The 25,324-nt window shown below is 36.6% G+C and carries 28 protein-coding genes and 1 pseudogene; 17 read left to right on the forward strand and 12 right to left on the reverse strand.

What is annotated here, in order from left to right; translation table 11 throughout:
• Positions 1–2,030: 2,030 nt before the first annotated feature.
• Positions 2,031–2,243: a hypothetical protein gene (locus tag BST86_RS14985; protein WP_242446431.1), complete on the forward strand. Its 213-nt coding sequence runs from the start codon at positions 2,031–2,033 to the stop codon at positions 2,241–2,243.
• Positions 2,244–2,264: 21 nt separating this feature from the next.
• Positions 2,265–2,522 (forward strand): hypothetical protein, encoded by a 258-nt coding sequence (locus tag BST86_RS14990; protein WP_242446432.1) that lies wholly within the window; start codon positions 2,265–2,267, stop codon positions 2,520–2,522.
• Here the strand turns inward: BST86_RS14990 and BST86_RS01470 are convergent, their stop codons facing one another.
• The 3 genes from BST86_RS01470 to BST86_RS01480 form a co-directional block, all read right to left on the reverse strand.
• Positions 2,523–3,086 carry a hypothetical protein gene (locus tag BST86_RS01470; protein ID WP_105981709.1) on the reverse strand — a complete coding sequence of 188 codons (564 nt, stop codon included), beginning with the start codon at positions 3,084–3,086 and terminating at the stop codon, positions 2,523–2,525.
• Positions 3,087–3,212: 126 nt separating this feature from the next.
• Positions 3,213–3,842, reverse strand: a complete 630-nt coding sequence (locus BST86_RS01475) for a hypothetical protein (protein WP_105981710.1) — start codon at positions 3,840–3,842, stop codon at positions 3,213–3,215.
• 6 nt (positions 3,843–3,848) lie between these two features.
• Positions 3,849–4,259 carry a protein NO VEIN domain-containing protein gene (locus BST86_RS01480; protein ID WP_105981711.1) on the reverse strand — a complete coding sequence of 137 codons (411 nt, stop codon included), beginning with the start codon at positions 4,257–4,259 and terminating at the stop codon, positions 3,849–3,851.
• A 123-nt stretch (positions 4,260–4,382) separates the two neighbouring features.
• Between BST86_RS01480 and BST86_RS01485 the strand changes: the two genes are divergently transcribed.
• From BST86_RS01485 to BST86_RS01515, 7 genes are all read left to right on the forward strand, one after another.
• Positions 4,383–5,390 carry a DUF7192 family protein gene (locus BST86_RS01485; protein ID WP_105981712.1) on the forward strand — a complete coding sequence of 336 codons (1,008 nt, stop codon included), beginning with the start codon at positions 4,383–4,385 and terminating at the stop codon, positions 5,388–5,390.
• The gene (locus BST86_RS01490) at positions 5,390–5,716 is read left to right on the forward strand and encodes a hypothetical protein (RefSeq protein WP_105981713.1); all 327 of its coding nucleotides are present in this window, start codon (positions 5,390–5,392) and stop codon (positions 5,714–5,716) included. Before BST86_RS01485 ends, BST86_RS01490 begins: the two co-directional genes overlap by 1 nt.
• A 2-nt stretch (positions 5,717–5,718) precedes the next feature.
• Positions 5,719–6,255, forward strand: coding sequence for a hypothetical protein (locus BST86_RS14960; RefSeq protein WP_197709258.1), 537 nt, complete (start codon positions 5,719–5,721; stop codon positions 6,253–6,255).
• Between the two features lie 9 nt (positions 6,256–6,264).
• Positions 6,265–6,825, forward strand: a complete 561-nt coding sequence (locus BST86_RS01500) for a hypothetical protein (RefSeq protein WP_105981714.1) — start codon at positions 6,265–6,267, stop codon at positions 6,823–6,825.
• Positions 6,826–6,827: 2 nt separating this feature from the next.
• A complete protein-coding gene (locus BST86_RS01505; RefSeq protein WP_105981715.1) occupies positions 6,828–7,073 on the forward strand; it encodes a hypothetical protein in 246 nt (81 codons plus the stop codon).
• Between the two features lie 2 nt (positions 7,074–7,075).
• Complete coding sequence (locus BST86_RS01510; RefSeq protein WP_105981716.1) at positions 7,076–7,564, forward strand: hypothetical protein; 489 nt, start codon at positions 7,076–7,078, stop codon at positions 7,562–7,564.
• A gap of 148 nt (positions 7,565–7,712) precedes the next feature.
• Positions 7,713–8,738, forward strand: a complete 1,026-nt coding sequence (locus tag BST86_RS01515) for an AAA family ATPase (protein WP_105981717.1) — start codon at positions 7,713–7,715, stop codon at positions 8,736–8,738.
• On the opposite strand, the gene BST86_RS01520 is transcribed toward BST86_RS01515, so the two are convergent.
• The 4 genes from BST86_RS01520 to BST86_RS01535 all read right to left on the reverse strand — a co-directional run bounded on the left by BST86_RS01520 (position 8,735) and on the right by BST86_RS01535 (position 13,924).
• The gene (locus BST86_RS01520) at positions 8,735–11,164 is read right to left on the reverse strand and encodes a S8 family peptidase (RefSeq protein ID WP_105981718.1); all 2,430 of its coding nucleotides are present in this window, start codon (positions 11,162–11,164) and stop codon (positions 8,735–8,737) included. The two genes, BST86_RS01515 and BST86_RS01520, sit on opposite strands and share 4 nt — an antisense overlap.
• A 10-nt stretch (positions 11,165–11,174) precedes the next feature.
• On the reverse strand, positions 11,175–11,909 hold the full coding sequence (locus BST86_RS01525; protein WP_105981719.1) for a hypothetical protein: 735 nt from the start codon (positions 11,907–11,909) through the stop codon (positions 11,175–11,177).
• A gap of 244 nt (positions 11,910–12,153) precedes the next feature.
• The gene (locus tag BST86_RS01530; protein WP_105981720.1) at positions 12,154–12,369 is read right to left on the reverse strand and encodes a hypothetical protein; all 216 of its coding nucleotides are present in this window, start codon (positions 12,367–12,369) and stop codon (positions 12,154–12,156) included.
• Between the two features lie 133 nt (positions 12,370–12,502).
• A complete protein-coding gene (locus BST86_RS01535) occupies positions 12,503–13,924 on the reverse strand; it encodes a hypothetical protein (protein WP_105981721.1) in 1,422 nt (473 codons plus the stop codon).
• Between the two features lie 137 nt (positions 13,925–14,061).
• Here BST86_RS01535 and BST86_RS14995 point away from each other — a divergent pair, with 137 nt between their 5' ends.
• The 4 genes and pseudogenes from BST86_RS14995 to BST86_RS01545 form a co-directional block, all read left to right on the forward strand.
• Entirely contained in the window at positions 14,062–14,223 is a 162-nt protein-coding gene (locus BST86_RS14995; RefSeq protein WP_242446433.1) for a hypothetical protein, read from the forward strand.
• An 84-nt stretch (positions 14,224–14,307) separates the two neighbouring features.
• Entirely contained in the window at positions 14,308–14,514 is a 207-nt protein-coding gene (locus BST86_RS15000) for a hypothetical protein (protein ID WP_242446434.1), read from the forward strand.
• 111 nt (positions 14,515–14,625) lie between these two features.
• Positions 14,626–14,874 (forward strand): hypothetical protein, encoded by a 249-nt coding sequence (locus BST86_RS14845; protein WP_172443278.1) that lies wholly within the window; start codon positions 14,626–14,628, stop codon positions 14,872–14,874.
• A pseudogene (locus tag BST86_RS01545) lies at positions 14,819–15,349 on the forward strand (zonular occludens toxin domain-containing protein); the annotation flags it as partial. The gene BST86_RS14845 and the pseudogene BST86_RS01545, both read left to right, overlap by 56 nt.
• 2 nt (positions 15,350–15,351) lie before the next feature.
• Here the strand turns inward: BST86_RS01545 and BST86_RS01550 are convergent.
• Genes BST86_RS01550 through BST86_RS01560 form a run of 3 tightly spaced genes read right to left on the reverse strand, consistent with a single transcriptional unit; the run spans position 15,352 to position 18,100 of the window.
• Positions 15,352–16,350: a hypothetical protein gene (locus tag BST86_RS01550; RefSeq protein WP_105981722.1), complete on the reverse strand. Its 999-nt coding sequence runs from the start codon at positions 16,348–16,350 to the stop codon at positions 15,352–15,354.
• Between the two features lie 44 nt (positions 16,351–16,394).
• A complete protein-coding gene (locus BST86_RS01555; RefSeq protein WP_105981723.1) occupies positions 16,395–17,375 on the reverse strand; it encodes a nucleotidyl transferase AbiEii/AbiGii toxin family protein in 981 nt (326 codons plus the stop codon).
• Positions 17,375–18,100 carry a DUF6088 family protein gene (locus tag BST86_RS01560; RefSeq protein WP_105981724.1) on the reverse strand — a complete coding sequence of 242 codons (726 nt, stop codon included), beginning with the start codon at positions 18,098–18,100 and terminating at the stop codon, positions 17,375–17,377. Before BST86_RS01560 ends, BST86_RS01555 begins: the two co-directional genes overlap by 1 nt.
• Positions 18,101–18,378: 278 nt before the next feature.
• Here BST86_RS01560 and BST86_RS01565 point away from each other — a divergent pair, with 278 nt between their 5' ends.
• From BST86_RS01565 to BST86_RS01590, 4 genes are all read left to right on the forward strand, one after another.
• Positions 18,379–18,576 carry a hypothetical protein gene (locus tag BST86_RS01565; RefSeq protein WP_242446435.1) on the forward strand — a complete coding sequence of 66 codons (198 nt, stop codon included), beginning with the start codon at positions 18,379–18,381 and terminating at the stop codon, positions 18,574–18,576.
• A 36-nt stretch (positions 18,577–18,612) separates the two neighbouring features.
• Positions 18,613–19,560, forward strand: a complete 948-nt coding sequence (locus BST86_RS01570; protein WP_105981725.1) for a hypothetical protein — start codon at positions 18,613–18,615, stop codon at positions 19,558–19,560.
• Between the two features lie 102 nt (positions 19,561–19,662).
• Positions 19,663–19,908 (forward strand): hypothetical protein, encoded by a 246-nt coding sequence (locus BST86_RS01575; protein WP_197709215.1) that lies wholly within the window; start codon positions 19,663–19,665, stop codon positions 19,906–19,908.
• A gap of 417 nt (positions 19,909–20,325) precedes the next feature.
• The gene (locus BST86_RS01590) at positions 20,326–20,841 is read left to right on the forward strand and encodes a D-Ala-D-Ala carboxypeptidase family metallohydrolase (protein WP_242446436.1); all 516 of its coding nucleotides are present in this window, start codon (positions 20,326–20,328) and stop codon (positions 20,839–20,841) included.
• Here BST86_RS01590 and BST86_RS01595 read toward each other — a convergent pair.
• Positions 20,811–21,959: a Wadjet anti-phage system protein JetD domain-containing protein gene (locus BST86_RS01595; RefSeq protein WP_105981727.1), complete on the reverse strand. Its 1,149-nt coding sequence runs from the start codon at positions 21,957–21,959 to the stop codon at positions 20,811–20,813. The two genes, BST86_RS01590 and BST86_RS01595, sit on opposite strands and share 31 nt — an antisense overlap.
• A complete protein-coding gene (locus BST86_RS01600) occupies positions 21,956–25,303 on the reverse strand; it encodes an ATP-binding protein (protein ID WP_172443292.1) in 3,348 nt (1,115 codons plus the stop codon). Before BST86_RS01600 ends, BST86_RS01595 begins: the two co-directional genes overlap by 4 nt.
• Positions 25,304–25,324 lie beyond the last annotated feature (21 nt).

Genomic DNA, 25,324 nt, shown 5'->3' on the forward strand with positions numbered 1-25,324 from the left:
TCTCGACAGTTTTGACAAATATTCCTATCCCATATTCTGTCTGAACCAATTCTATTGTTTCTCGCTTCAGCTCTTGTGTGAGCCTTCTAAAATGACCCTTGATTACAAACTTGAGAATTAATATTTCTGTTGACGTAAGATGTTTCCATCACAATAGCCGGCAATTGATGTCTTGAAAGTTTGTATTTATCTATTAATTCCCCTGTAGTAAATTGAAAGGACCAAGTATTTCATTTTTTTCAGTAACCAATAGTTGTCGGATACTTCAATATTGTAATCGTTTCGATTTGGATGATAGCTGATATCTTCTTTCTTAAATAACGGTGTCATGCTGTTGAATGATAAAGGCGCTAACTGAAGTACACCGAAACGAGGTATCGCCAGACACCCAAAGACAGTATAAACAGAAGCGCCCATGGCACCCTGCTTAACTTGGTCTGTCCTTTAAAAACTGGCGATTTTCGTTTCGGACCTAAGCTAAACGCTTAATTAATATTATCTGGTACTATATTTTACTTCATGAATAATTTTATAGGTATAATCGAAAATTCATTGCTTGTATAGATAAAAGTTTTAAATGAGTTTGGTAAAATCTATCATAGAATGACTAGTTGAACCATTTATAAAAATGTTTTAAAGCCATATTTTGTCACTATTAACAGCAAAGAATCTGTTCACTTGAGTAATGAGATCAACCTTGATTTATCATGGTTTCTAAATTCATGTGACCGGTCCTGTAATCAAAGGCAAGTGAATAGTAGATCTAGTGAAGCGAACTGGGCAGGTCAATAAACTGACTTTGAGAAGGAAAGAGACTATATCATTTTTGAACTTGCTCATAATACGTTTGTATAATCTTCAGTTTCTGTTTCGATTCCTAATATGAGTATATATTTTTCTTTTTTGTGATTTTCAAGTCAGCGAACATATTGTTAAGTAATACGTTCATCTAATTTTCCGAATATTTATTCCTCAAATCGTATAAGTCTTTTAATTCTCTTGACGAATGTTCTTTATTAATCATCGACAAATTAAGTGCATCGACTGTATTGTAACCTTTGCGAGAAAAATTAGAATTAGCTTTTAAGAATACTTCTGGTTCTGATATGCTTTTTAACCATATCCTAACATAATACGAATTTTTAATTTCAAGATCTAAATAAGGATGAAAATAATCCTTTAAATTCATTACTATTTCTGATTTAATACCGTTACAGCGTGCACCTCAAGGAATTAAATTGTAAAAAGTTTTAGCAAACAGAGGAAACTAATTTTTAGGAAACCAATGGTCAAACTGAGGTACCATTCATTTACCTCCTTTTGAGTTTTTAACTGCGAAAATGTATTCTCTGTTGCAATACGTGCACGTATGAGTATCAAGTGCCTAAGCCAGCCAATAATTATATTTTTTACCGACGAACCAATTTTTATATCCACTTTTCACAAACAATTCAGTGGCCTGAAAATCAAAAGAATTCATTATCCTTTTATTTGGAGGCCTGTATTTCTTGTTTAGTGTCTTTTTAAGTTCACAAAGCGTATCAGGTTTTCATGATATTAATTCTTCTGTGGTGCTTTTTGCAAAGAGGTCTTTGAACTTCTGATTGATTTTAGAATCTTTTCTTTCATTCTTTTTAAGTCTAATAGTGAGCCAATTTTCAGCTTTCTCCGCAAAGTCAGTTTTCACGTCTGATTTTCCTCCTAAATAGATCATTGAAGTAAATAATTAAAATATTTTCAAAATTAATTGAATCGTACATATCGTCCATAGTTTTTCTTACTAGGAGTTCATCAATTAAAGAAATTAAGCTTTTAATATATTCCCATTTAAGCTCCCACGTTTTCTTATACCGCCGGATCACAAGTCTCACATCTAAAAAACAAGTAGTGATCGCCTAAACACTGCTAAGGCTGCGCTACGGGCTAAGATATAAATTTTGTCATATCATAACTCCTAAAGGCATTAGTTTCATTACATCGCATTACCATGTCTAATCTATGACATTGAAAGTAATATTGCTATAGGAGACGTGAATGGAAAAAGCGGAAGCGGTAATTGTACAGGTAATGAAAAGCTGGATGCTATATATCTCGATCGTTTTAGCGCTTCTATTTATCGCATAGGTTTTAACAAGACTTTGAAGCGACAGCTGTTGTATGCGCCAGTCGTAAATATGTGCATCGATATACGTAAAGCGATCTTACGCTATGAAGGAAAAGAATCCGGCGATGATGATACTTAAGACAATATAACCTTGCGTACAATGCTCAACTTAGAACGTACCTACGAACTTGAAATGAAACGGGAAACAGGAATGAAAGATGAGTTTGGCAAGACTTATCGTAAGATGCCAAACGGCAAAACCTTGAAAGATGCCTTAGAAAGCTACTTTATCACAATGAACCGCGAGAAAGCAGAACATATCAAAACTGAAGTCAATCTGGAAGGGTTTCTCAATTCGTATAAAGGTAGCGTTATGAAGGCTGAATATATTAAAGAGTTTAAGAGGCGGATTGGGTAATTATTCAAGATGTAATTTTAAATTCTTCCAATCATTTTTGTGAATTAAAAAATTGATTTCTTGAAGACCTATATATCTTGAAAAGGCTGTACGATGATTGCCATCTATTATACTGAATACTAATTTACCATCACTGAATTCATTCTTACGATAACTTAGTATTGGAGGGCAAAGTGCCTGACCGTCGTTGATGTAATTCAGAAGTTTAGTGTATTTGTAATTTTCTCTATCCGTTTGATCCCATAATTTGGTTTTAGAGTATCGACGCTCTATAAAAGAAGCATCATCAAATAGGAAATTTAAAACCCTATCAATATTAATATTGACAATTGTATAAGCATCAAAGAATATATCGGCATCTAGTAAAGTAAACTTTCGATCTTCAAATAAAAAAGCCGTATCGATTTCAGAAACCTCAGTACACCATTGAATATTAAGATTTGTAAAAAAGGATTTATCCTTTTTTTTGTACTCAACTTCGTCAGCACTCAATCGTCTGAAATATGCTTCATTTGCTAGTTTTTCTTCCCAGAATTTTTGAATTTCTTCTTCACTTAATTCCATAATCGAGTTATTTTAATAGAAGTAAGAATTTCATAGTCTTATTCCTGATTAGTTTTACAGATTCCTCATCCTTTTCTGTCTCTAACAAAGCCCAATACTTCTGTTCATTCCAAACAAAACCACGATTTAAACCAGATCCTCTTTGGGATATAAAACCCCAAAACCATAAGTCGTCCCAAATTTCCATTTGTTCTGAAGAGTATGATTTTGCAGATACTTGTTGATTTTGTCAAAGTTCCATTTAATTTCAGGATTCAATTTGTGAAATATGGCTTCAATAACTGCATCAACGGGAAGGTATATTTTTTCATTGACATCAATTCTTGTTGGCGCATCAGCCCATATTTTAAAGGTACTATCGTATTTGCCACTATGAATGTGATAGATTGTTTTAGTAAATAAGGCAGATGTTTTTTTGCCCCATCCACTTTGAGTAATCATTGCTCGATACAAACTTTCATAGTTACTCGACTCAAGCTCTTCGTCGACTATTAATTCTACAAAAGAATGAAAGGTATTGAGTCTGCTTTTTTCTGAATAAATTCTTTGAAAGAAGTCTGAAAGCTTATTGATATTAGGTTGGCTTTGAGTGTTTGCTATATGATGTAACAAAGAGTAGACCTTACCTTCAGTAGATTCAAATGGTATTAAAAAAGAATTATAAGATTTGGATTGGACTAGATGATTGTGATCTCTATTCTCCTTCAGAAAATTAAATAACCTATTGATTGAGTTACGGAATGTATTGTCTGTCATCACTTTTTATGCTTCTAATTCGACAGATCCTTCTGCACTGACCCAATAATGAATAATTCCTATCTTATTTAATTCAGGTATAATACCACCTATTGCTTTTCTAATCTGTTCATCTTCTGGATGCGCGATTGCGATAATTGCATCAGGATAAGAAACTTTGGTCTCCAGACATTTAATAATAGCTTTTCCTAAATGAGTCTTAATTTGTCCTGAGTTAAAAAAATCTCGTCTTTTAGTTGGGGAATCTTTGTGAGCTTTAGCTCCTTTTACTTCGATTAAAAGTTTTTCGTTGTTGCGTATAGCAACAATGTCATAACCTCTTGATTGTCCTAAGCAGTAGCTTTCTATTGAATAACCTTGATTTTCTAAGTGAGTCATTAGAAGTTCGATGGCTCTATTTTCCGTCAGTTTACCCATATTTACTATTAAAATCCATCACAAGATAATTTAATTCTTAAGTAGTCAAAAAAATCCACGTCCCAAACTACAATCCCATCCCCAAACTACTCACGCCACTAATTCTATTTTTAAAAGAATTACGTGAGTCGACCGCAAAAACATACCGCCCAAAGTTCCCTCGGCAAATACAACTATCTCTTATTTGATAGTGTGTTTGCCTTTAATGCGTTTGTAGATCACGAGATACAGCAACTTAGCAAGACAAACGCCTCACGGTGGAATAATGTGGTGCAAAGCACTACCCAAAACTTAAATTCTGGTACCGAATGGTATGGCAATCCTACGCCCAAAGATATTGAAGAACTTAATGAGCACCGTACCTTTTCTGGAATGGAACTCGTGAGAAAGATTCAGCCACAAATAAAGGACAGGCTTGCGAAGTATCTGGACTATTTAGAAGATGCTGCATTGCCTAAGCCTAAAATGACTTACAACGATCGCGGTCTGGGCGTGTTTTCATTTGAGCGTGCTGCGATGGCAATGTTTAAAAACTTTCCCATAGACACCAGAACACCTGTAAATACCGCCGTGAGCCAGATGAATATTGAGCTCGACAATCACAGTATCAACACATCTGTAAAGACGGTCTATGCCTATTTTCGGGACAAACAGATGTCCTATCCTGCGATGCAACTCTTCATTATGGCTGGCGGAAATGCAAACGTTCAGGGCGATCAACTGCTTTACGTTGGTCTTGCCTGTGCTGAGCTTGTGGAGTTTCTGGAGCTTCGTGGCATTTCGGTAGAGGTTAACGTGATGTTGGGCACTTCATTTAGCAATCAGGTGGCGATGGCTTGCGTGCGCGTGAAGCGATTTCAGGATAAACTGGATAAGAATCAGCTATTATTGATTAGTAGTGATCCGCGTTATTTTCGATTTCGTGGGTTCAAGAGCTTGGTGGCGTTGAGCAACTATTTTGGCTTGACCATTCCATCCGGTCTTGGCAGTATTACTACGCAAATGGGTACCGCTTTCGCGAAAGCGATCAACTCAAAAGGCTTCGTTTTTGAACAAAGCTACGCGATGGAAACCGCCGTCAAAGAAGTGACCCAAATCATAGAAAACTATAAAACCCAACTCGCTGTCTGATGGATAAAAAGGTACTCAAACAGAGCGTGATTGACTCCATAATGGACAGAGCGATTGCCATTAATAAAGCCTGTGCTGAACAATGTAGAGATTTTGAAATTATGCTTTCGCGAAAGCGTAAAAACACACTAATACTTCGATGGACGAGTATTGATATTTCTAATGAAGATAATCCTATACAGCAGTATCGCTATGAGTGTTTCCAAACGGATGGGACACCGCAAATGTGCTCTGTACACTATGCAGATCAAGAGGAAGCAAATGAATTTGTCTGGTCGCTAGAACCGCTGTACCATCAATTATATGCCATAGATCATAAATTATAGATATGTATAAAACCAAAGATATTTCCAAAGCCGAACTGAAGGCGCTGGCCATAAAAAATCAGGATGAAATCGTAGCACTAACGGGCAGCGAGCTAGATCCCGTAAAAGCTTGGGAAGTGATAAAACAGGCGTCAGATAACTTTACAAAAAGTGACCTGAAAGCGCAGGAAGCAGACGAGCTTTTATTTGAAATGCTATATCCCGATGAAAAATCAAACACCGGAGAGATCTACACGATGAGTGATGGTTTTCAATGGAAATTATTATCAAAAGCTGAAGCTAAAAAACGCTTCAAAGCCTATAAGGAAGTGTACGGCCTAGACCGAGACACAGAAACCGAAGCGCTGATTGAGAGCAAAGAAGATTTAGGGCGTTTTGAAGAATTTGGTGTGGGGCATAAAAACAATGATGTAAAACGAAAGCCAAAAAATGCCGCCAACAAAAAGCCTGCATCTTCTCAAGAAACCATACGCATACAAGAAAAAGAACGTGCCAGAGCCTTATCACTACTGGAACTTGAATTATTAATTGCCGCCTAAAACCACAATATGACCATAGAAAAATTACAAAAGCTCAAGTTGAGCGCCATACAACCAGATGCCTTGCAAACCGCAGTCAAAGAATTGCTTGCCGATTATGAAGAGACTTCAGACAAAAAAGCCTTTGAAGAAATCGCTAAGGAGAATATAGAAAAAGTATTCTCAATGGTAGAGCGCCTTGCGCCAGATGCCATTGTAAAAGAGCCAAAGCCTTCCAAAAAGAAAGCACCGTCTAAAACAGTCAAAAAGGAGCTGGACAAAATGACGAGTGACATTAAACTATGTCGGGCAAAAATCCGCAAGTTTAATGAGGAGAAACGCAAAAACGAGCCTAAGAAACCCAAGCCCATGCGTCACACCATGATCAAAGGTCATTTTATTTCGATTGCCAACTTGATCCCTGCAAAATTGAAAGATAATGTGACCGTACAGAAAGAGGCCGAAAAGGTATTGCTACGCGCCCATCGTGGGATAATGAACGCCTATAGGATGAACACCGTTACCACTGAAAAAGGTGTGGTAGCCATCAGGGAAAAATTTGACAAAATGGAGGAAAAAGCCAAAAAATAGCTATGAACAAGAAAGTATTGATCATTACGAGTGCGGGCCTTGCCATAGGTTTTGCTGAAGCGCTCATCTATTACAATCTGGGAAAGAACTCTGAAAATGAGAAATTTAAGCTACAGGTTCCCAAAGGAGCAGAATTGCTTAAAACTACCGGCATCATTATCGCCACATCGCTCGCCACCGCAGCACTTTCTTACATTATTGAAGGTGCGCTTACCGAAAAACAAGAACTCATCCCAATACCTGCCTAATTATGAAAAAGATAGAACACCAAATTTTCCTGAAACGCAACGGACTTGCTACGAAACTACTACTACAGCCCATTCAAGAGAAAATAGAAATCTTTGACCGTATGCACGCCTTGCTTGACAAAGTTTCAGTTTGTGATAAAGATGCGCTTATCGACGAGCTAGAAGCCCTAGACCTAGAAATTTTAGAAGACATCGATGAAGAATATGCAGATCAGCTAGAACACAACGAGATTACCGAAGAGCTCAAGGAAAAGCAAGTTGCATTTGAAAAAGTAATGGAAGACGCACCAGCCCCAAAACCCAAGAAAAAACCCACCGATGAGGACATAATCAACGAACTGGTAAAAATGGGTCGCACAGAAAACATCGGTCGATCTACCTTTCGTGATTTAGGCGTGAAAGTAGCGCTAGGTTGGGAGACGATTATCGGTAAGTATCGAGTGACCAGGACGAGTGTGTTCAGGTATCGGTATGAGATTGAGAGGATATAATCGACAAAATGTTTGATAACTTTGTGTATAAGGTGTTCATATTGATTCATTTAGCTGAAATTCAGGAAGATGAAAAGCACTTTCTTAGTGATGAAATACTGATCTGATAAGAAAATCCGTTATATTTGTATTGAAATTACGATATACTTTGAGTCAATTTGATCACATAAAAGAGATAGCAAAATACGGTCTGGAAAACGACCGTGAACAATTATTGTCTGCTCTTAATGAATTAGTTGAACACTCAAAGAAGACCAAAAAAGTAAATTTTGCTATTCAATTACAGTCTATAGTAAAGGAATCCATACGTCAACAAAGTGCAAATAACTTGACCAAAGTTGGTTCTGATTCCTACCATCAAAGAATAGATGATCGTGATATTCAAGAATTAATTCTTGAAAAAGTAACTTCTGACTATACTCTTGAGAATATTGTTGCTGATGATTCTGTTATGCAAGAATTAGAGCATTTTGTAGAAGAGCATAATAAAATAGATTTACTTCAGCGATTTAATCTTCCTGTTTCTAATAAATTACTTTTACACGGTCCTTCTGGATGTGGTAAAACATTAGCTTCCTATGTGATTGCTGGCGAATTAAAAAAGATGATGGTTGTCGTTAATTTGGGAGCAATAGTTTCATCTAAATTAGGAGAGACAAGTAAAAACCTTTCTAAGATTTTTAAAAAAGCATCACTTGAGAATTGCATCATATTTTTAGATGAATTTGATAGTCTTGGAAAAATAAGAGATTATAGTCAGGATCACGGCGAAATGAAAAGAGTAGTTAATACTATCCTTCAATTATTCGATTATTTACCTCAGAGCAGCATTGTTATAGCAGCTACAAATCAAAAAGAAATGCTCGACACAGCCTTGACTAGAAGGTTTGATAGTATTATTGGGTTTTCTTTACCTAATAGAGAGCAAATCAAGAGTCTTGTTGAACTGACTTTGAATAAAAGTGGATTTACCTTCAGCAATAAAGCAGCGGCTAGTAAGATAATGACTCAAAGTAAAGGGTTATCTTACTATAGCATCCAAAAAACTTTAATGACTGCAATTAAGAGAAGTTTATTTAAACAGAATGACAAGTCGACCAAATCGATTACAAAGATCGACACTACCATCTGGAAAGAACTTGTCGCATCAGAAAAAAAGTCATTACAAGTTTAAATTTCTCCTTCTAAGTCTATCTCATTTTCAATATTATTTATGATCTCTAGGTTATTAATAGCTCGCAGTTCGTCATAGAGTCTACCTGTACTATTTCTAACAGTTTCTTCAATTTTTAATACCAAAGAAAAATTATATTCTGTTGGATAGTTTTCCACTTGCGAAGGCATAATCTGATTGGATAATCTGGATTGTACTGCAAGCTTTAATACTTGATCTTCATCTCTCAAATGTTCAAAGTTAATGTTGAACTCAATTTTTTGAACATTACTATAGGGAACTGGGTTTTTCTTTGCTCTTGCAGATTGAGACCAGGTTTGACCAGTTCGTAGTTTGCTATTAAGATCTTTGTCTTTACTATTTATTTGATCTGAAGTATGATTTCTAAACACACTGAAAGCCATATGTATTGGGCAATATGTAAGTTGATTATGCTGTAACGGTAAAAAACTAAAACACAATGTACCAGTCACTTTTAATATTCCTCTTTTCTTACCTAAATCGGCTGTTACTAGATACTCGGGAAAGTTGATTGGGTAAATCTTTTGTTCATCAGAGTTTATGGTATCTTCCAAAATTAATGTTGCGCCATTCTCGTTTGAAAACAATGCCTTATCTATATCTGTTACGCCATAACCAGCAGTTCTATTTAAAAGTAGATTTACATTTTCTGGATAAATCGTACGTTCTAAACTAGCACTATTTATAATTAACGCTTTTATTGTTTGAGCATTAATTTCAGGGTAGACAATTTTCAGTTTTGCAGCTATATTTGCAATTAATGGAGCGGAAAGGCTAGTGCCGACTTCTTTCATATAACCTCTCGCTGGATTATTTGAAAGAACGGAAATAGCAGCATTATCCATAAAATCAATAGTATTTGGTCTGTAGAAACCATAATCTCCTCCACTTTCAATTACGTCTGGCTTAAACAGATTTTTGTTCTTTTTTGTTGGCGGATATATTGCTGCCAAATCTGTAGCATCCTTGCGAGAGAAAATTGTAGGATACTCTTTGCCCATACTTATTCCATTAAACGCACCGTCGTAAAGTCCATCAGCCGCAGCTCCTACGGTCATATTATTCATTGAATCTGCTGGAGTACTCAGATTAGTACTGTCATTATTAAAATATTCTAAATCATAATCAGTATTCTCGTTTTTGGACATATCATTATTGCCCGTGCTTATGAAAATTAGACTATTTGTTTCGTGAGCAAACTTGTCAAGTTCAAATGTGTAGTTAGAAAAAGGTTGGTTTTTATGTTTAGGGTCAGTATAGCAAATTGTAAGGACAAAAATCATCATTCCAGGGTATTTGTCTTTCGCATCTCTTAATAGTTTGATAACCTTATTTTCAGACAGATAACCACGTCCATCTGCTAAAAGCTTTATTGATAATAGTTTTGCATCTGCATTTACTTCTCCTTGAAATTCATTTTGATGATTATATTTTCCGAGCGAAGCCAAAGCGCCAACCATAGTGCCGTGCCCATCTCTATCATATGTATCTATAAGTGGACTTCCATCTAGTGAAAAACTGTCATCATTAATTGTAATAGAAGCTAATGGAGTTTCCATACTGATGCCGGTATCTAAAATACCTATAATGGGTAAATCTTGATCCGAGTTTGCTATTTCAAAACCAGCACCACGTTTAACAACATTGTAAATACCTGGTCTAACAACTCCTGTTAACGAGGATGTAGCACTTTCAATAATATCAAAATTTTGAGCTATTACAAATAATTGTGCAGCAGTCACATCATATAGCTCTATTCTATTTACTTCTCTGTCAATCGTGTGACTAATTTCTTGTTCAATTAAATAAGCTTCTAGTGCATTAATTATTTCATTTTCTAAATCGGTATTTGCAGGTAACTCAATGGTTTTAAGCATCACAACATTACCTAGTCTTTCGGTGTCTAATTGAATAATATCAGCAGAAGTGAGCAATTCAAAATGTTTTACATAGAGAACATATCGCGAAGGTATTTGTGCTTGTGCATTGCGCGTTCCTTTTAAAATAACAGCTTGTACACTTGCTATGAAATTGGCGAATTTTTCTCGATCAGCTATTGCAAAGAGACCCTTTCTATTATACTCAGTAAATCTTACACCTTCAAGCCCAAAAGTATTATACCACTTTTCATAATACTCTTCAAGATGAAATTGCCCCATAAACTCTATCTCAACATAATCAACATTATGGGGAACGTCTATGGAAACATCTCTAGCCTCAATTTTTGCCACTACATCACTTTCATAGTTACGCAAATCTCTTCTAAATACACGGGCCATATAATTATAATTGGGCTCACGCGTATTTTCTTCATCGGTAGATGCAAATCCATAATTGAATTTAACAGCACCTGATTCCTGCATTTGTCTTTCTGGGATAATTCTTAAATGATTTTTATTTGGCATAAATTTTCTTTTAATAATAAACTCCTCTTTTCCCTAACATTAAGTAAAGAGACTTTATATTTTCTATGATTTCAAATAAGAAATCTGGGTTGTCAAAATATAGAAAATACATCGTCATAAAATCATCTTTACTTTGCATTTGAAATCTACCTTTTGAAAGAGCTTTTAATTGATTTATTTTTTTCTTGTCGTCAGTAAAAAATGTGGTCTGATGGTGTACAATTCTATTACGCAATGTCCTTAGCTTGCAGAAAAAATCGAGTTCATCATTAATGAATTTCAATTCAATCCCAGCATTGTTCTTTAAAAATGACTTAACATAATCTAAACCTCCTTTTTCTGGGAAATGAAAATCACTAGGATCTTCTAAATCTTTATTTGAGTAATACATCTCACAAGAACCAACAAGTGAACCTTCTATAAATGAAAACAATTGTACAATAATCGATTCTCTAAATCGTTGCGCAAATTCATGATCAATCTCGTGCATTTTTGATGCATACTCATCACTCACAATCCAGCTATCGTTCTCGTTGTTTAATGAGTTCAGGTGCTTCTGTTGATATTCTTCAGCTTTGTTATCAAGATACTCTTCGGTAAACTTAATATATCTTATATAAGGTTCTAATGTTAAGTTGAGTAAATACAAATGATGATCTTTTTTGACATCTTCTCTATTTAACTTAGGAAACATACTTGTATCATAAATCTTCAACTTACTTATATCGACTTCATCTCCACCCATTCTCTACAATCCTTATCTCTTCGTCACTCAATCCATACAGCTCATAAACCTTTGCATCTATTTGTTGCTCCAGGGTGTTGATTTGTGATTGCAGGTCTTGTGCTTTTTTCTTGTTTTGCCCGAAGAGGTCTAGCCATTCAAGCTGATATGTTTTGTTAATTACTGTGACTGTTTGTTTCTCAGTAATAATGGCACCGTCTGCCTTGCGATTATTTTTCTCGTTTTTATACTCTGTAGTTAGGTTCTATTTGGGCTTAGGATTAATGGTATAATCGAGCACGTTTACAAAGAGTTCTGTAAGAAAGGTAGCCTGTATTTGCTCCTCGTTACTCTTGTGCATATTTTGCTGTATCTCAAGGTAGAGAAAGAATTTAGTGTACTTGCGATATGCCTTATCCACTGCGTTTGTGTCCTGTTGTGCAAGATATTTTTTGAGTACAAATGTCTGGAATAATGCCATTTAGTGCTATACAAGGTTGTTCAGTTCCTAAAACTAACAAAGTTTACAAGCTATTCATCTTTATTTCTGATTTTGTTTTCAGTACGCTTTCGCGAAAGCGGAATAAAACTGAATAGATTGCTCATTTGAAGTACTATAATTTTAATAACTCTGTCTCTTCAGCCAAATATGAGAGTTGGAATTGCCTAAGATCAAAATCGTCCAGTTGCATATCAAATTGGGCTTTTCTTGTAAGATGGTTTGCATTAGCATCTCTTGCTTTTTTCAGTAGATCTGGCAATGTTGTTTGACCAGTCACAATAACATTTATGACTAAGTCCCAGGTATGAATATCCATAATAACTACATTTTCTGGTGGCAACTGGATGTTATCAACGCTATTTGCGTACCTGTCTTTTGTAAACTGATAAAGTTCTCTGTAATCTGACCAGAAGATATGCTTATGCGTTATTACGATTCCCCAATTCTCTTGATCGGGATTTAAAAATTTTGATACAGGTAGCATTTGAGCATAATAAGCCTTCAAAAGTGAGTCTTTATATGATGAGTACACGTAATCGTCTGTTGGATTGATTGATGCTAATGGTTTAGGCTCAATAGCTTTGCATTCAAGTAAAATATTATCATCAATCAAAAAATCTATGACTTTGTGCTTCGCGGGAAGAGATCGTTTTAACTCACTCTCAATTTTGTAATTAATATTTATTTCGTCCAATCCTAACTGAATATATTTTTCAAATCTTGCTCCAAATTCTGTTGTAAACTTTGGATCGTTGATCTTCATATAATCGTAGATGTAATAGTTTGCAGTATAATTGAAAACTGATGGATGCACAATACGCACAGAATTTTCAAACCATTGAAATGGAAATAATGTGAGAAATGAGTGTTCCATCATCTCATATTTTGTAGCATTAGTTCCTTTCCATTTTTTAGCTTCTTTTGCTGCGGTCAATGGCGTTATCATTAAGAGGTTAATGAACCGTTCGGTTTGTATCTTCCCAAAGATTTCAGACATACTATCAAGTATAGGTTGACTTACGTAGCCCGTAATTTTTGTGTTGGGAAATTCTGATTGTTTCATTTGAGCGTACAACCACATACATTGTAATATTTTTAAAAATTCTGTAATAGACAGACCAGTTTTCTTTTTAAAAGAGGCTGAAATGTCATACCGCGATTTTAGAATTTTATATAACTTTAATTGTGTGCTAAAACGCTCCTTATGTACTGCGGTTTGAAGATAAAACTGCTGATAATGTAGTATCGCAAAGGCTCGATGAATTCCTTGAGATTTCATATAGTTTGAAATATGATCGGGATCAAATTCCATAATAGCGTCAAAAAGTGTTCGAAAAGCTTTGGCAGTTAATGGTTTTACCGGTTTGGTTCTTGTACCGTACAAATAAGTCCATTTCATTATCGTGAGTGGAACCCATAAAGCTTTGGGTTTTTCGATTTCAATATCAAAATAGTTGTAACAAGCCTTTAACAAAGCAACCATTTCGTATGAGTTTATTTCTCGTTTAAGTTCTTCAATGGTTTCTAACTTCATTTTATGCGGTTTAATTGAATAGGTCTGTCAAACAGCAACATTATAGTAAAATTTCCATAATTTACTAGGATACAATTAACAAATCCCTGAAAACTCTCTTTTGGTAGTTTGGCTCGTGAGAATCAATTCACAGACAGATGAAAAAAGAACAGCCTGATTATAGCGATTTACAGCACAGTGTAGATACGCTTATAAGAAAATTTGGACTAGTTAAGACCATAGAAGTCATCAATAATCTTTCTGGAAATGCCCAGCTTAAATCCAGCGATACCCAAAAGGTAAAACTGCTCGTTTTGTAAATTATCTCGCAGAGCATCCAAATTTTTGATCTTCAAGAACAGGAGTTTTACACCTGCACGATTCAAGAATACCGTGATGCCAGGATGGCGTGTTATTTCTTACTGAAGAAATATACTGATACCAGTTATGCTAAGATAGGCGAGAGTTTTAAGCAGTCTAAGCGAGCTGTGATGTACAACTACCATAAGTGCGATGGAATCTTTTCCATCCCAAGCTTCTACAAACCTTTTGTAGCCAATCTTCAAGTTCTGGAAAACAATGTGGTCAACTTTATCGCAAAACTCAATTAGAATTTATGAAAGAAGAAATAGCTCAAGAAGTTAAGGACGTCCTTACCAGCACCAGAAGAAATCACGTTTGAAAGTATTCAGGGCGAAGACAGTAGTCCGCTCAACCAACCTGTGATAGAAAAAGATATCGGTGGCGATCGACCAATAGAAAATGATCCCAAAAAGCAAAAAAGCTGGAACGTTTGGAAACCAGACCGACCGCACCAGATGCCAGAAGAACCTGTGACACCATCCAGCGAGCAACCAGAGTTCCGCAAAACGGTAGAAGAAAATGTTGCACAAGAAAAAAGCGAGCAACCACTAGATGACTGGCGCCAAAGGACAATCGATGATCGGTGCATTATGTACCGTGCGTCATAAAGGAATCGACATTGTGCTCACGCATCAGTCCGTAGCAAAAATTACTACATCAGAATGGCAAAACTGTACGTGGTTGCGCTTACACCATCAGGCGGATGATGTGACGCGCTATCGAGAACGTATCCCAAAATATCAAATGGTACGTATTGGGCAGCTCATTGTAGATGAACAATACGAGTTATGTTCTAATGCCTTTGCTATGGGCAAGATCATAGAACAGGAATATAAAATCCAGAAAAGTTTCTTTGTTTATATCAATATGCGAGAGCAGCGTATACGTGGTTGGAGCCGTGCAGCGTTTATACGTGCCTGTAAAAAATTTATCGACCAGGAAGAAAGCCGTAAAGTAAAAATGCTACCGAATGAAGAAGATTTTGACGGCAACAATATTTACAAAACAAAGAACGATGCCATTGTAAAATTGATTTCAGATAAGTTGCGTTATCAAGAGGATGGAATGGTTGGGCCTATGTAATTTTAATCAATCTTTTCAAAGTATTTCTTATAAACATAGCCAGTTTTTGGCTCTCCTGTTTCATTATCTATATAATAGATTAGCAGATACTTATGCAAAGTTTCGATAACACTTACAGATTGTCCCTTTTTAACCAGACCTTTTTTGGCTGCTCGTTTTTTATTACTAATTCTTAAATTGACGTTAGTAGTTGCTCTTCTTTGTCTGGTTATTTCCTTTAGAATTTTGTCTAATTTGATTTCAGTTTTTTTCTGGGTAGCAACAGTTTCATTTCTGAATTTTTCCAGTAATTCTTTATTACTCAATTTTTGAGAGTCGCCATAGAGAGTGAATATCATTACAATAAATGAAATGATACCCATTAGATTATTTACAAAACTTATTACTTTTTCTGATTTTGTTTTGTTTTTTATCGCTATTAGCTCCTCAAGAACCTGATTTTGGTACTGTTGAAATACCTCAATAGATACATAATTACTTGGAGTAACTTGAAGGACTTTTGCCTGCGATGCAATCACTTCAGTCACTTCCTCAACAAGATCATATTCCTCTTCAGCTACATCAAGGTCATCAAATGAAATATTCTTCAAAAAATCTGTAGAAATTCCTCTCAGTGCAACTTCCATAGCATTCAATGGCTTCACATAATTTTCAGCATACATTGATGACAAAGATGATAAAGATGACAAGCGCTGATTGAGCAAGGCGTGATTGGATATAATGCCATCCATCTGATTTTTAAGTGGATTGTCTTTATACCAATCTAATAGCGGTGCGATTCCAGATGCCACTTTAGAAATAGAATTCATCGATTCAATTCCAGGATGTTGGTGCATTGATTTAAGGATATCTAAAGCACCACCAAATGTCGCAATATTTGTAGGATACTGAATGCGTTTAGTCATTTCATTTACCCAATCTAAATTTGCAATACTACCCATCGCTGCTTCTATAGCTTTTTGGCTTGTATTTATATTTTTGAATTGATCTAATGGGTTCATATTGATATTGAGTTAATGGGTAATAGATATTGAGTTTGTTTAATTTATGACATCTCCCATTTAATTTCTCTCACACGATTCTTAATAGTTTTAAGAGATTTCAAGACCTCTTCATCAGCAGGTAATTTGCCAGTAAGCAACTCTTTGAAAGAGCCGTTGTAAGTTGGTTTTATTTTGCTCCAAACGCCTTCAAGATCTTCAAATATGAGTGCTTTGCTTGGGTGTTTTGATAGCCACTCCTTATCATTAGGTATTGCTTTGTCATCATCTTTCCCTACTTGATTGAGCATTGCAGAAAAGTCTTCACTTGCTAGAAAATCTTGTATCCGCTCTAACTTTAATAATTGGTGCAAATCATAGGTGTGTCTTACTTTATCTGCCAAGTCTTTCAAAGGGTTTTCGGTATATGAAAATCGCACCAGACTTATCACTTTCTCACAAAAGGTACGCTCAATATCTAGCGCAACTACTTTAAAAGGTTCGAGCTCGTATTTAGTTATCAGATCCACATTTCCTGTACTGGCAATCAAACCGGTAATCATCGAGTGTATTTCGATCGTACTGCTGGGATGCGGGCTTCCATAGCTTGAGACTTCAACCACAATCTCGTCACGGACGTGGCCAAAGGCGCCATCCATTCCGCTTTTATTATAACTGTACACCAGTTTTCTGATCTTACCCTTTTTGTTCTCGATTAAATGATCAGGTACATAAGTTAGAGGTTCGGCCACAGCTTCTGTGACTAATTTAAGTTTCTTCTTGATGGCGTTACTTCCTTCCTCCTCAGTAGTGATGATGACGAGATCTATATCTTCTGAAAAGCGCTCGATGATCTTATAACACTTTGATAGAGACGTTCCACCTTTAAAAACAGTAATATCCTTAGACGTAGGATTTGTGAAAATTTGTTTGAGCGCAAAAGTGACCCAGTAGTCCTTTTCAATAAATATTTCGGCAATGCCGTAATGATCAGCGGCGGCGCGTATCGCATTTCTGAAGGGTTCCTGATATTCGTGTAATTTCATTAAGCGATGTTCCAGTTGTTTATTGTGGGTAATAGATCCTTGGAAATCCCAAAGGTGTAGGTACTTAAAGCATTTATGTTTTCACGCAATGCGTTGCTCTGTTTTTCTAATCCCATAAACTCGTAGATGGCACCTATTAAGGCAGCAACTTTAGGTGGGTACGCTTTCGCGAAAGCGGTAAAACGTTCAAGATCTTTTGCCGAAAATTGAGCTATTCTATTTTTGAGAAATGAAAGAATTTGAGAGCTATCGCCATCAGGAATATTTTTAAAGTCTTTTGCAACATCGAGCACCTGTAGTAATGGAATGTTCTTTTTAGAAACGGTTACATAGCTCTTTGCAGGTCGTACCATCGTGTTTCCTACCTTACCACGTACTTGTTTTGAAAAACTAGCAATTCTTACCACGTTAGGAACCTGAGTGGTCAGCCTGAATTGATTGTACAAGCGCACTCCAGTAATGTAGGCCACCTGTTTGTTATCTTCAAAAAGATAAATGTTGAGCAGTTCTGTATCACTAGGTCTTAATTCGCCAAAGTCTGTTTGTTTAGGCTTATAATAAACACCTTTTCTATATCTCTTTATAGTACCAGCAGTAACTAGCCTACTTAAAGACTTAGATGCAGCTGTAAACTCACCTTGAGATATAGCAAGATCATCGTATGTAAATGCATCTCCTGCATCTATACTAGCTATCTTATCTTTTATGTATGCTGTTATATTCATAGTTTAAGCACTACAAAGATAGTTTAATTCTTAATAATGTCAAGTTTTTACATATATTTACTTGACATATATAGCAACATCTATTCCTTTATTAGTTTCTTTATTTATAGCTTGTTCTATAGCTCCAGCATCTCTATCTCCGTCCCAAAGTCCCATACCTTACTACGGTAAACCCTCTACTTCCCTTAATCTTTGTGCTCACAAGGTTTAGAGACCTGCCCATTATTACAAACAGTTTTACAAAAACAACCGAAAATGGCACAGAAAAATGACATCGCTTGGCAATCTATAATGTATTGAAAGGAGCAGGAATCGCTGGCATCGCAATAGGAACCTTACTGGTAGCACCTATGGTTCAAAAGATGAAGGCAAAAAAGCTCGCAGAAAAAAACAAGAAGACTGCGGCTGTCCCCACCAAAAAGGCAAAGCATTTAGAGATGCGCCAACCAATAAGGAACAACATATTCTTGAGATGAAAAACTCCATTGTTGCAATGGACAAATCCCAGACTAATGAAAGATTATAACGACGAGTTAATGCGCTACGAAGAAGACGCAGAAAACCAATACGACGATTACGACCACGAAGAGGACTATGATGACTATGACGATGAGGACGACTTCGATACAGGCTTTAAAGGCCTGGAAGATGGTTATGATGATGAATTTGAAGACGAGTACGACGACTATGATGAATATGCAGATGAAGTCGAGTACGACGACTATGATGAATATGCAGATGAAGTCGAGTACGAAGATGATTATGACGACTACACCGCAGCGACAGTAGGCAAGATTGATCCTAACGACCGTACCCTAACGGTAGTGATCACAAACAAATCTGGAGCAGCAGCAGAGGCAAATGTTTTTGGCGGTAACCGTGAGGTGGCACAGCCTAATGGTGTGACCGTAGAGATAGAAGAATCCAGTCACAAGGAAGTACGTGAAGAGAGTAAGGCAAACCCTTTTAAAATATCGGGAATGAAGTACTCTGTGAGCAATCCGCTACAGTTTAATAATGTACTGCGTGTGGAGCGTAGAACAGCTTCAGGTTCAAAAACGACCAGAGTGTATCAACCGCGGAATGCGACTTCGCCACAAAACTTTACCCAAACACTCATTGACGATGACAACTTCGAGATGGACGTGACGGGACAGGATTCCCTTCAGATAATGGTGGAAGATGGTGTTACGGCCGTATTCACATTTACCATTAAAGCAAGAGCAAATCTAGGCAACTTGTTTAAAGGTCAGAACGTTGCAGAACTCTCTCGTGCGCCACGTACGACAGGGCTCCCACAACTGGATCTGATACGCAGTCGTAGAAAACCCAGACCATTAGGGCAACCCAGACGTAGAGAGAGGCGTTCTCGCAGGAGACCTGTAAGCCGTCGTCGATATGTCAGAAAACCGATGGCGAGACGGTCTAAGTCACGCCTTGTAAGACGTAAGAGACGATAGTTGGAGCTCCGACTTGAGTCTTGACTCTTTCCCTAATTGAGACAGCCAGAGTCACGGTTTCCCCCAAACCTAGCTCTGGCTGTACTTTTTTAACGATACCCTATGAAACGCAACAATAACCCCAAAAATCTCGCACAGAACAGGATAGACTATATCGTCTTCCATAACACCGATGCTGCAAATGACATTTTGTTTGATTATGGTTTTGAAAAAATTGACGACCAGCAACATCTTTCCCAAGCGGTCAAAGAACTTGTAAAGAACAAAGGCAGAAAGGTCATTAAGCTTCTTCTGAAAATTCATCCGGACAAGACAGCAATTCTTCAGGTAAATACTGTTGAAAATTGAAAAATGCAGAGATACAGCATATTAACGCACAGGCCAATGACAGCATTGTGACCAACCGGGTGCAATGGTCTGAAAAAATGGAAAAACGCATCAGGTAGCTTGAGGATAAAAATACCTCAATGTCGCGCACGATTACTAAACAGCGTGACCGTATTACAGAGCTTGAAAAATACATCGAGCAGCTGGAAGCCGAAATTCAGATTTACAACAAAAAGAAAATCTTAAGAACGTAGATAAAGGAAGTAACACGCTCAATTACATTTTTGCTACATTTACCTTGCTAAGTGCTATTAAAATAGGCTCTGACCTATATTTGAGATACAAGGAAAGTCAGCAGAAAAAGAAGCCCTGCAATTGTAAAGACAAGGCTTAACTGCATTAAACGATAACCACCATATTTATATAGGATTAGGCACAATGGCGCTACTTATGGGTGGCGCTTTTTTGGCTTATAAATTTAGCAAGTCGAGCGTTAAGTCTAAGCCATATAAGCGAAATGGCATTGCTGTGGATCTCTCGGTCTTTGACAGCCCAGATATGCCTGGCTCTGGAAACTGTATGGAGAGACGACTTATAGCGATGCTGCACAACCTATCTCTGAAAACCGGTTATCCTATATTCAGTTGGATAAACTCTGGAGCCCGAAGTGAGGCTCATAATCGTAAATTAGGTGGCTTGCGCAACTCTTCTCATAAAATACCTACTTGTAAAGCTGTGGATATCAGAGCTTCTTCCAAATCAATCCGCAACAATCTGGCTATGGCAGCACGTGATGTTGGCTTTAAACGCATCGGTGTAGGCAATACGTTTGTTCATCTGGATGTAGATGAAGGAAAATCGCAATATGTGGCTTGGGGTTACCTAGTGGGGCTGCTGCGGAGATTAATCCTTTTGTGTAGTTGCTACAGTCTGCCAAAGGCTTCAATGAAGTAATCTCTCGGAATTTTTTCTTGTTCTAATCTTAGATTCTTTGTCCTTAAATATTGATACAATTCTTGTTCTCGGTCCATAAGATTTGGTAGTACTTCGGCAAAGGTCGTTTTTCCTTTATCACCTTGGTAAAATTTCTCGAAAGTTCCTCTGTCCATTAGTATGCTTTTGACATTATCGTGAAAACCTCTTAGCTGAGATAGAATATCAAATCCGTGCGCATCAAAATCGCCCCAATAAATAAGTTCAACGTCTTTTAGCCATTCAACAGCTTTTAGGTTTACAACGCTGTAGCCTTTACCGAAAATGACGATTGTACTTTCTTTATTAGGGATAGTCAGCGCGTTATATAAAGACACCTTGTTTTCTACGACAAGTACACGTTTTAAAGGGATTGTTAATTTTTTAAATGCACTAAGTGGCAAAGCCAAATCATCAAATCCTGCAAAGTGGTTTTTAGAAATTTGCTCATCCAAAACCTTAAACCGTATCATTGGCTCAGCTTTCTTGAGCCCAAAGCGTTTTTCAAAATTCTTAGCCTCTTCATCAAGGTATTCTGGCTCTAAAACTATGTTGAGAAGCTCCTGTAAAAGTCCTTTGTTGTTTTCAATGAATTTGGTGTGGACATTTATAGGCAATTCCCTATTGTATAGGTTTGGACGCGGGTTGTTTTTGAAGTAGGTTAGAACCTTGAGGTAATCCTCCCATTTATATATATTTTTCTGTAAAATAGACGGCTTATTTAAAACAAGATCTCTTAAGTCTGGAAAAATCTTAAATGTACTTTGACTGAGTTGTATGAATATTTCAACCTCCTTTTCTTTCCCTAAATATTTTAAAAAATCAATTTCATTTAGAAAAGAAAAAAGTGTTGGTAGGCTCTGTAGACCCAAACCTTTTTTTCGCTTTTCTGTATAGGTAATCTCATAACCAAAGCCTCTTTTTTCTTTCGAATCCAAATAGAGCCTTTTTATTTCCTCACTATAATTTGAAGTGCTTTTACTAGGGATTTTATTTCCAGGTATTACCAGCGGGAAAAATTCTGTACCAGCTATTTTACTTTGTAAATAAGAGGGGTACCTTCTTAATGCTTTTTTGAATATTTCTACCGGTGTAATCATACTTCGTCTACCACATATTTTTCGCGCTCTTCTTGAAATTGTTCTATAGTCATATCATATAGCCAACTGTTTCTATCATTTTTACGAGATGCAAAATGTACAAACGAGATATGGTCTTCTACAATGTCTATATTATCACTAGGTGTGACAACTAACAATTGCAAGTGTAACTGCTTGCAAAGATTTATTAAATAGTTTGCTTTTTTGCTGTCTTGCGCTTTAAAAGCTTCATCAATGGCTATAAATCTGAAAGAGTCACTTTCGGTTCCTGTCTTCGTCAATCCAAACTGATACGCAATTGCAGATCCTAAAACCGTATAGGTCAATTGTGCTTTTTCTCCACCAGAGAGTTGCCCCATTCCTGCATAGGTTTTCTTTTTTGTGTCGTCTTCTCGATAAAATTCTTCAGCTTTGTATTCATACCAAGTTCTTACATCCATAACCTTGCTTCTCCATTCAAAATCTCGCAGTTTATTGATAAAGGGCTCAATCGCATTTTCAAAGTGCACTTTCTTTCCATCTACCGTACTATGTATTTCTTTGAAATTAGGAATGGCCTTTAATAAGTATTCCTTGAACTCTATTATCAAATCAGTCTTTTTAGGATTTGCAACCAATTGGATATACGTTGTTTGTGGTACGGTTTCAAAATCTATCTGTTTTAATGAATCGTTTAATGCCGAAACGTTTTCCTTTATTTCTTCAGACCAGGAGTCAAAAAACTCATTGAACTCTCCAACCTTGTTGGTTAAAGTCTCTTCAAGATAGTTGCTGAACTTTTTCTCATATTTGGGTAAATCTTCTTCAATAAGTTCATTGTACTTTTCTTGAAACGCTGAAACTAAATCAACATTTAAGCTCAGATTACTCACATCAGCTTCCCAGGATGGAAAACGGTTTCTAATTGTTTCTAGCGGATGCTTAAACACTCTCATCTTGTCGCCCAGAGATTTTTCGAGTTTGCCGATAGAATCGGTCAGTGTTGAGATTTTACCATTATTCTCTTCTTGAAATTTTGCTTTTGTTGCCTCAAAATTGGTGTACGAAATAGCCTTAACACTATCGTCATTCAACTCAAAATCTGAAATGTCTATTTGATGAACTGGCAATGAGTCTAGTAATTTGCTGTTATCGTTATATAGCTTCTCAGCAGTTTCCATATTAGCTTCAACCTTACCGATATATTTGAGTATTTTACCTTGTTCTTCTGAGTTTCCATCTAATTTACCTTTAAGAATATCTCGTTCATCTTCTAAGGCTTTAATCTTGTTATTGGATTTTTTTAAGTTTTCAATACGTTTTTTCAACCCTTCAGAAGTCTTTGCTGAAGTGCTCCAATCTATTATATCAAACGATGGGAACAACTTTATGAGGTCATTTAGGTTATCCCGTTTTGTATCTAAAACAGTTAACTCGTTTTCAACCGTATTGTACTGAGATTCCAGAAGCGTTTTGTCTTCCCTCAATTGTTTTACTTGGGTTCTCCAGTAACTTATTTTAGTGGTATTGTCCCAACCTAAAACATAACGTTCTTTTGAAAGTGAGAATGGTCTGTCGTCTTTTTCGTGTCTTCCTCTGCCGTATTTTGTAAGTCCCTTCGTGGTAATAGCTTTTTCCGATTTGGCGAAATCGGACATATCATTGGTACAGAGAAAATTAAAACGCGTGGTCACATTTTGTTCTACCCATTCTTGATATGGACTTGTGGTCTTAAAATCTAATTTATTGAGCAAGTAGTCGTCCCCATAATCTTGTTGGGAGAGGTTTTTGATAGAGAAAGAGGAACGAATACGCTCATAGGATATCTTACCATTTAGGTTAGTTTTATTGACGTAGTTGTTAACCGCCTCGTAGTAGGCATCGGATACTAATAGTTTGAGACCAAAACTGTGCAATGCTTTCTCAATGGCAAGTTCCCAAGCGGTTTCTGTTTCTTTTATTGCAATCAACTCTCCAACAAATGGAATATCTTCTCTGGTGACGCCTATCGCATCAATTATTTCATTTCTTATCTCTGAAACGCGACCTGTTATATTGTTTCCTGAATTTCTAAGACTCGTTACGGTATTTACAGCTCCATTTATCGCTTCAACCTTTCCTTCAATTTCAGCCTTTAAATCATAAAAGCGCTTCTCTTGAATGGGGCGTTCTTTTTTGATTTCTTTGATGCTTGTTTCAGCACTATTAAATGATTCCTGAAATATTTTCTCAGAGGGATTTTTTGTGAATTTAACAGATGAAGCAATAGTGTTGTACGATTCCAGTTGTTTTTTTCGGTTTGTTGTCTCAGCATCAGCATTTGCTTTTTCTGTTTTCAATCCCTCTATTTGCTGTCCGACTTCATCATTCTGTATCTGGGCTTCTACCTTATTGAATTTGGTTTGAAGGTCGCTATGCTGAGATTTTAATTCCTTTATTTTTGAATTACTATCTTCAATATCAGCAGTTAATCTCTGTTGTTCAACTTCAGACAGTTCTTTGCCTTTTTCTGCAAACCAGTAAAGTGATGTGTCTCTTTTCTTCTCTAATTGCGTTAATGTCTCTTTTTCAGTAGCGAACTTTTCTGCCAGCTCATCGATAGGCTTAAGTTGTTTGATTTGTTCTTGTGCCTTTTCAATGTTTCTTTTTGCGCTCATAAGGGTCGCAAAACTTTCATCTAACGTTTTATACTCCTCTTCTGCATCCTTAGACTCAAGCATCTCATTTCTTATAAAGCCATCTAAATCTCCAAGGACTTTTATCCCAACAAGTTGATTAAATAGGTTTAACGCTTTTACCGAGCGCATCCCAAAGAGTTTGGTAATACGTTCGGCATATTTAGTTGGGCCATCAAAAAATTCAAGTTTTCGTCTGGTGCTGTTTTGATTGTACTTTGCTTCCAAGAGCTTCTTCCAGACTCCACCGCCATCAAATAGTGTAAAATCTTTTTCAATTTCAAGAGATTGATACGCAATTCCAAAGCTTCTTTTCATATCATTACCTGCGAACCATCTTACCTGAAAAAGCGTGATAGATTTGCCATCAGTATTCTCAAAATTGGCCAGTAAAATTGAATAACAATTGGTATCCCTCAAACTTTGCGTAGTAGTACTTAATTCTCCGTCTTTTTGAATATCTCCATAATGACCCAGAACATAGGTGCGCTCGGTGCGGTCTCCTTTTTTTTCTGCACCAGAAGACTGGTTATAAAAACGGTTATTCTTTAAAGGAACTATTAAAGTAAGTAGCGCGTCGATAAACGTAGTTTTACCAGAGCCATTTGCTCCCGTAAGTAAAGAATTATTCCCTTTAGGTTCTATTCTGAAGACACTCTCATCAAACGTTCCCCAATTAAGAATTTCCATATACTGAAGCCTGAAACCTGC

Origin of the sequence: Nonlabens agnitus (assembly GCF_002994045.1) — a bacterium.
Taxonomy (GTDB): Bacteria; Bacteroidota; Bacteroidia; order Flavobacteriales; family Flavobacteriaceae; genus Nonlabens; species Nonlabens agnitus.

Excerpts from the sequence above, each read along its gene's own strand:
- BST86_RS14990 (WP_242446432.1), top strand. The coding sequence starts at position 2,265 with ATGCTCAACTTAGAACGTACCTACGAACTTGAAATGAAACGGGAAACA.
- BST86_RS01470 (WP_105981709.1), bottom strand. The coding sequence starts at position 3,086 with ATGGAATTAAGTGAAGAAGAAATTCAAAAATTCTGGGAAGAAAAACTA.
- BST86_RS01475 (WP_105981710.1), bottom strand. The coding sequence starts at position 3,842 with ATGACAGACAATACATTCCGTAACTCAATCAATAGGTTATTTAATTTT.
- BST86_RS01480 (WP_105981711.1), bottom strand. The coding sequence starts at position 4,259 with ATGGGTAAACTGACGGAAAATAGAGCCATCGAACTTCTAATGACTCAC.
- BST86_RS01490 (WP_105981713.1), top strand. The coding sequence starts at position 5,390 with ATGGATAAAAAGGTACTCAAACAGAGCGTGATTGACTCCATAATGGAC.
- BST86_RS14960 (WP_197709258.1), top strand. The coding sequence starts at position 5,719 with ATGTATAAAACCAAAGATATTTCCAAAGCCGAACTGAAGGCGCTGGCC.
- BST86_RS01500 (WP_105981714.1), top strand. The coding sequence starts at position 6,265 with ATGACCATAGAAAAATTACAAAAGCTCAAGTTGAGCGCCATACAACCA.
- BST86_RS01505 (WP_105981715.1), top strand. The coding sequence starts at position 6,828 with ATGAACAAGAAAGTATTGATCATTACGAGTGCGGGCCTTGCCATAGGT.
- BST86_RS01510 (WP_105981716.1), top strand. The coding sequence starts at position 7,076 with ATGAAAAAGATAGAACACCAAATTTTCCTGAAACGCAACGGACTTGCT.
- BST86_RS01520 (WP_105981718.1), bottom strand. The coding sequence starts at position 11,164 with ATGCCAAATAAAAATCATTTAAGAATTATCCCAGAAAGACAAATGCAG.
- BST86_RS01525 (WP_105981719.1), bottom strand. The coding sequence starts at position 11,909 with ATGGGTGGAGATGAAGTCGATATAAGTAAGTTGAAGATTTATGATACA.
- BST86_RS01530 (WP_105981720.1), bottom strand. The coding sequence starts at position 12,369 with ATGGCATTATTCCAGACATTTGTACTCAAAAAATATCTTGCACAACAG.
- BST86_RS01535 (WP_105981721.1), bottom strand. The coding sequence starts at position 13,924 with ATGAAGTTAGAAACCATTGAAGAACTTAAACGAGAAATAAACTCATAC.
- BST86_RS14995 (WP_242446433.1), top strand. The coding sequence starts at position 14,062 with ATGAAAAAAGAACAGCCTGATTATAGCGATTTACAGCACAGTGTAGAT.
- BST86_RS15000 (WP_242446434.1), top strand. The coding sequence starts at position 14,308 with ATGGCGTGTTATTTCTTACTGAAGAAATATACTGATACCAGTTATGCT.
- BST86_RS01550 (WP_105981722.1), bottom strand. The coding sequence starts at position 16,350 with ATGAACCCATTAGATCAATTCAAAAATATAAATACAAGCCAAAAAGCT.
- BST86_RS01555 (WP_105981723.1), bottom strand. The coding sequence starts at position 17,375 with ATGAAATTACACGAATATCAGGAACCCTTCAGAAATGCGATACGCGCC.
- BST86_RS01560 (WP_105981724.1), bottom strand. The coding sequence starts at position 18,100 with ATGAATATAACAGCATACATAAAAGATAAGATAGCTAGTATAGATGCA.
- BST86_RS01570 (WP_105981725.1), top strand. The coding sequence starts at position 18,613 with ATGAAAGATTATAACGACGAGTTAATGCGCTACGAAGAAGACGCAGAA.
- BST86_RS01575 (WP_197709215.1), top strand. The coding sequence starts at position 19,663 with ATGAAACGCAACAATAACCCCAAAAATCTCGCACAGAACAGGATAGAC.
- BST86_RS01590 (WP_242446436.1), top strand. The coding sequence starts at position 20,326 with ATGGCGCTACTTATGGGTGGCGCTTTTTTGGCTTATAAATTTAGCAAG.
- BST86_RS01595 (WP_105981727.1), bottom strand. The coding sequence starts at position 21,959 with ATGATTACACCGGTAGAAATATTCAAAAAAGCATTAAGAAGGTACCCC.
- BST86_RS01600 (WP_172443292.1), bottom strand. The coding sequence starts at position 25,303 with ATGGAAATTCTTAATTGGGGAACGTTTGATGAGAGTGTCTTCAGAATA.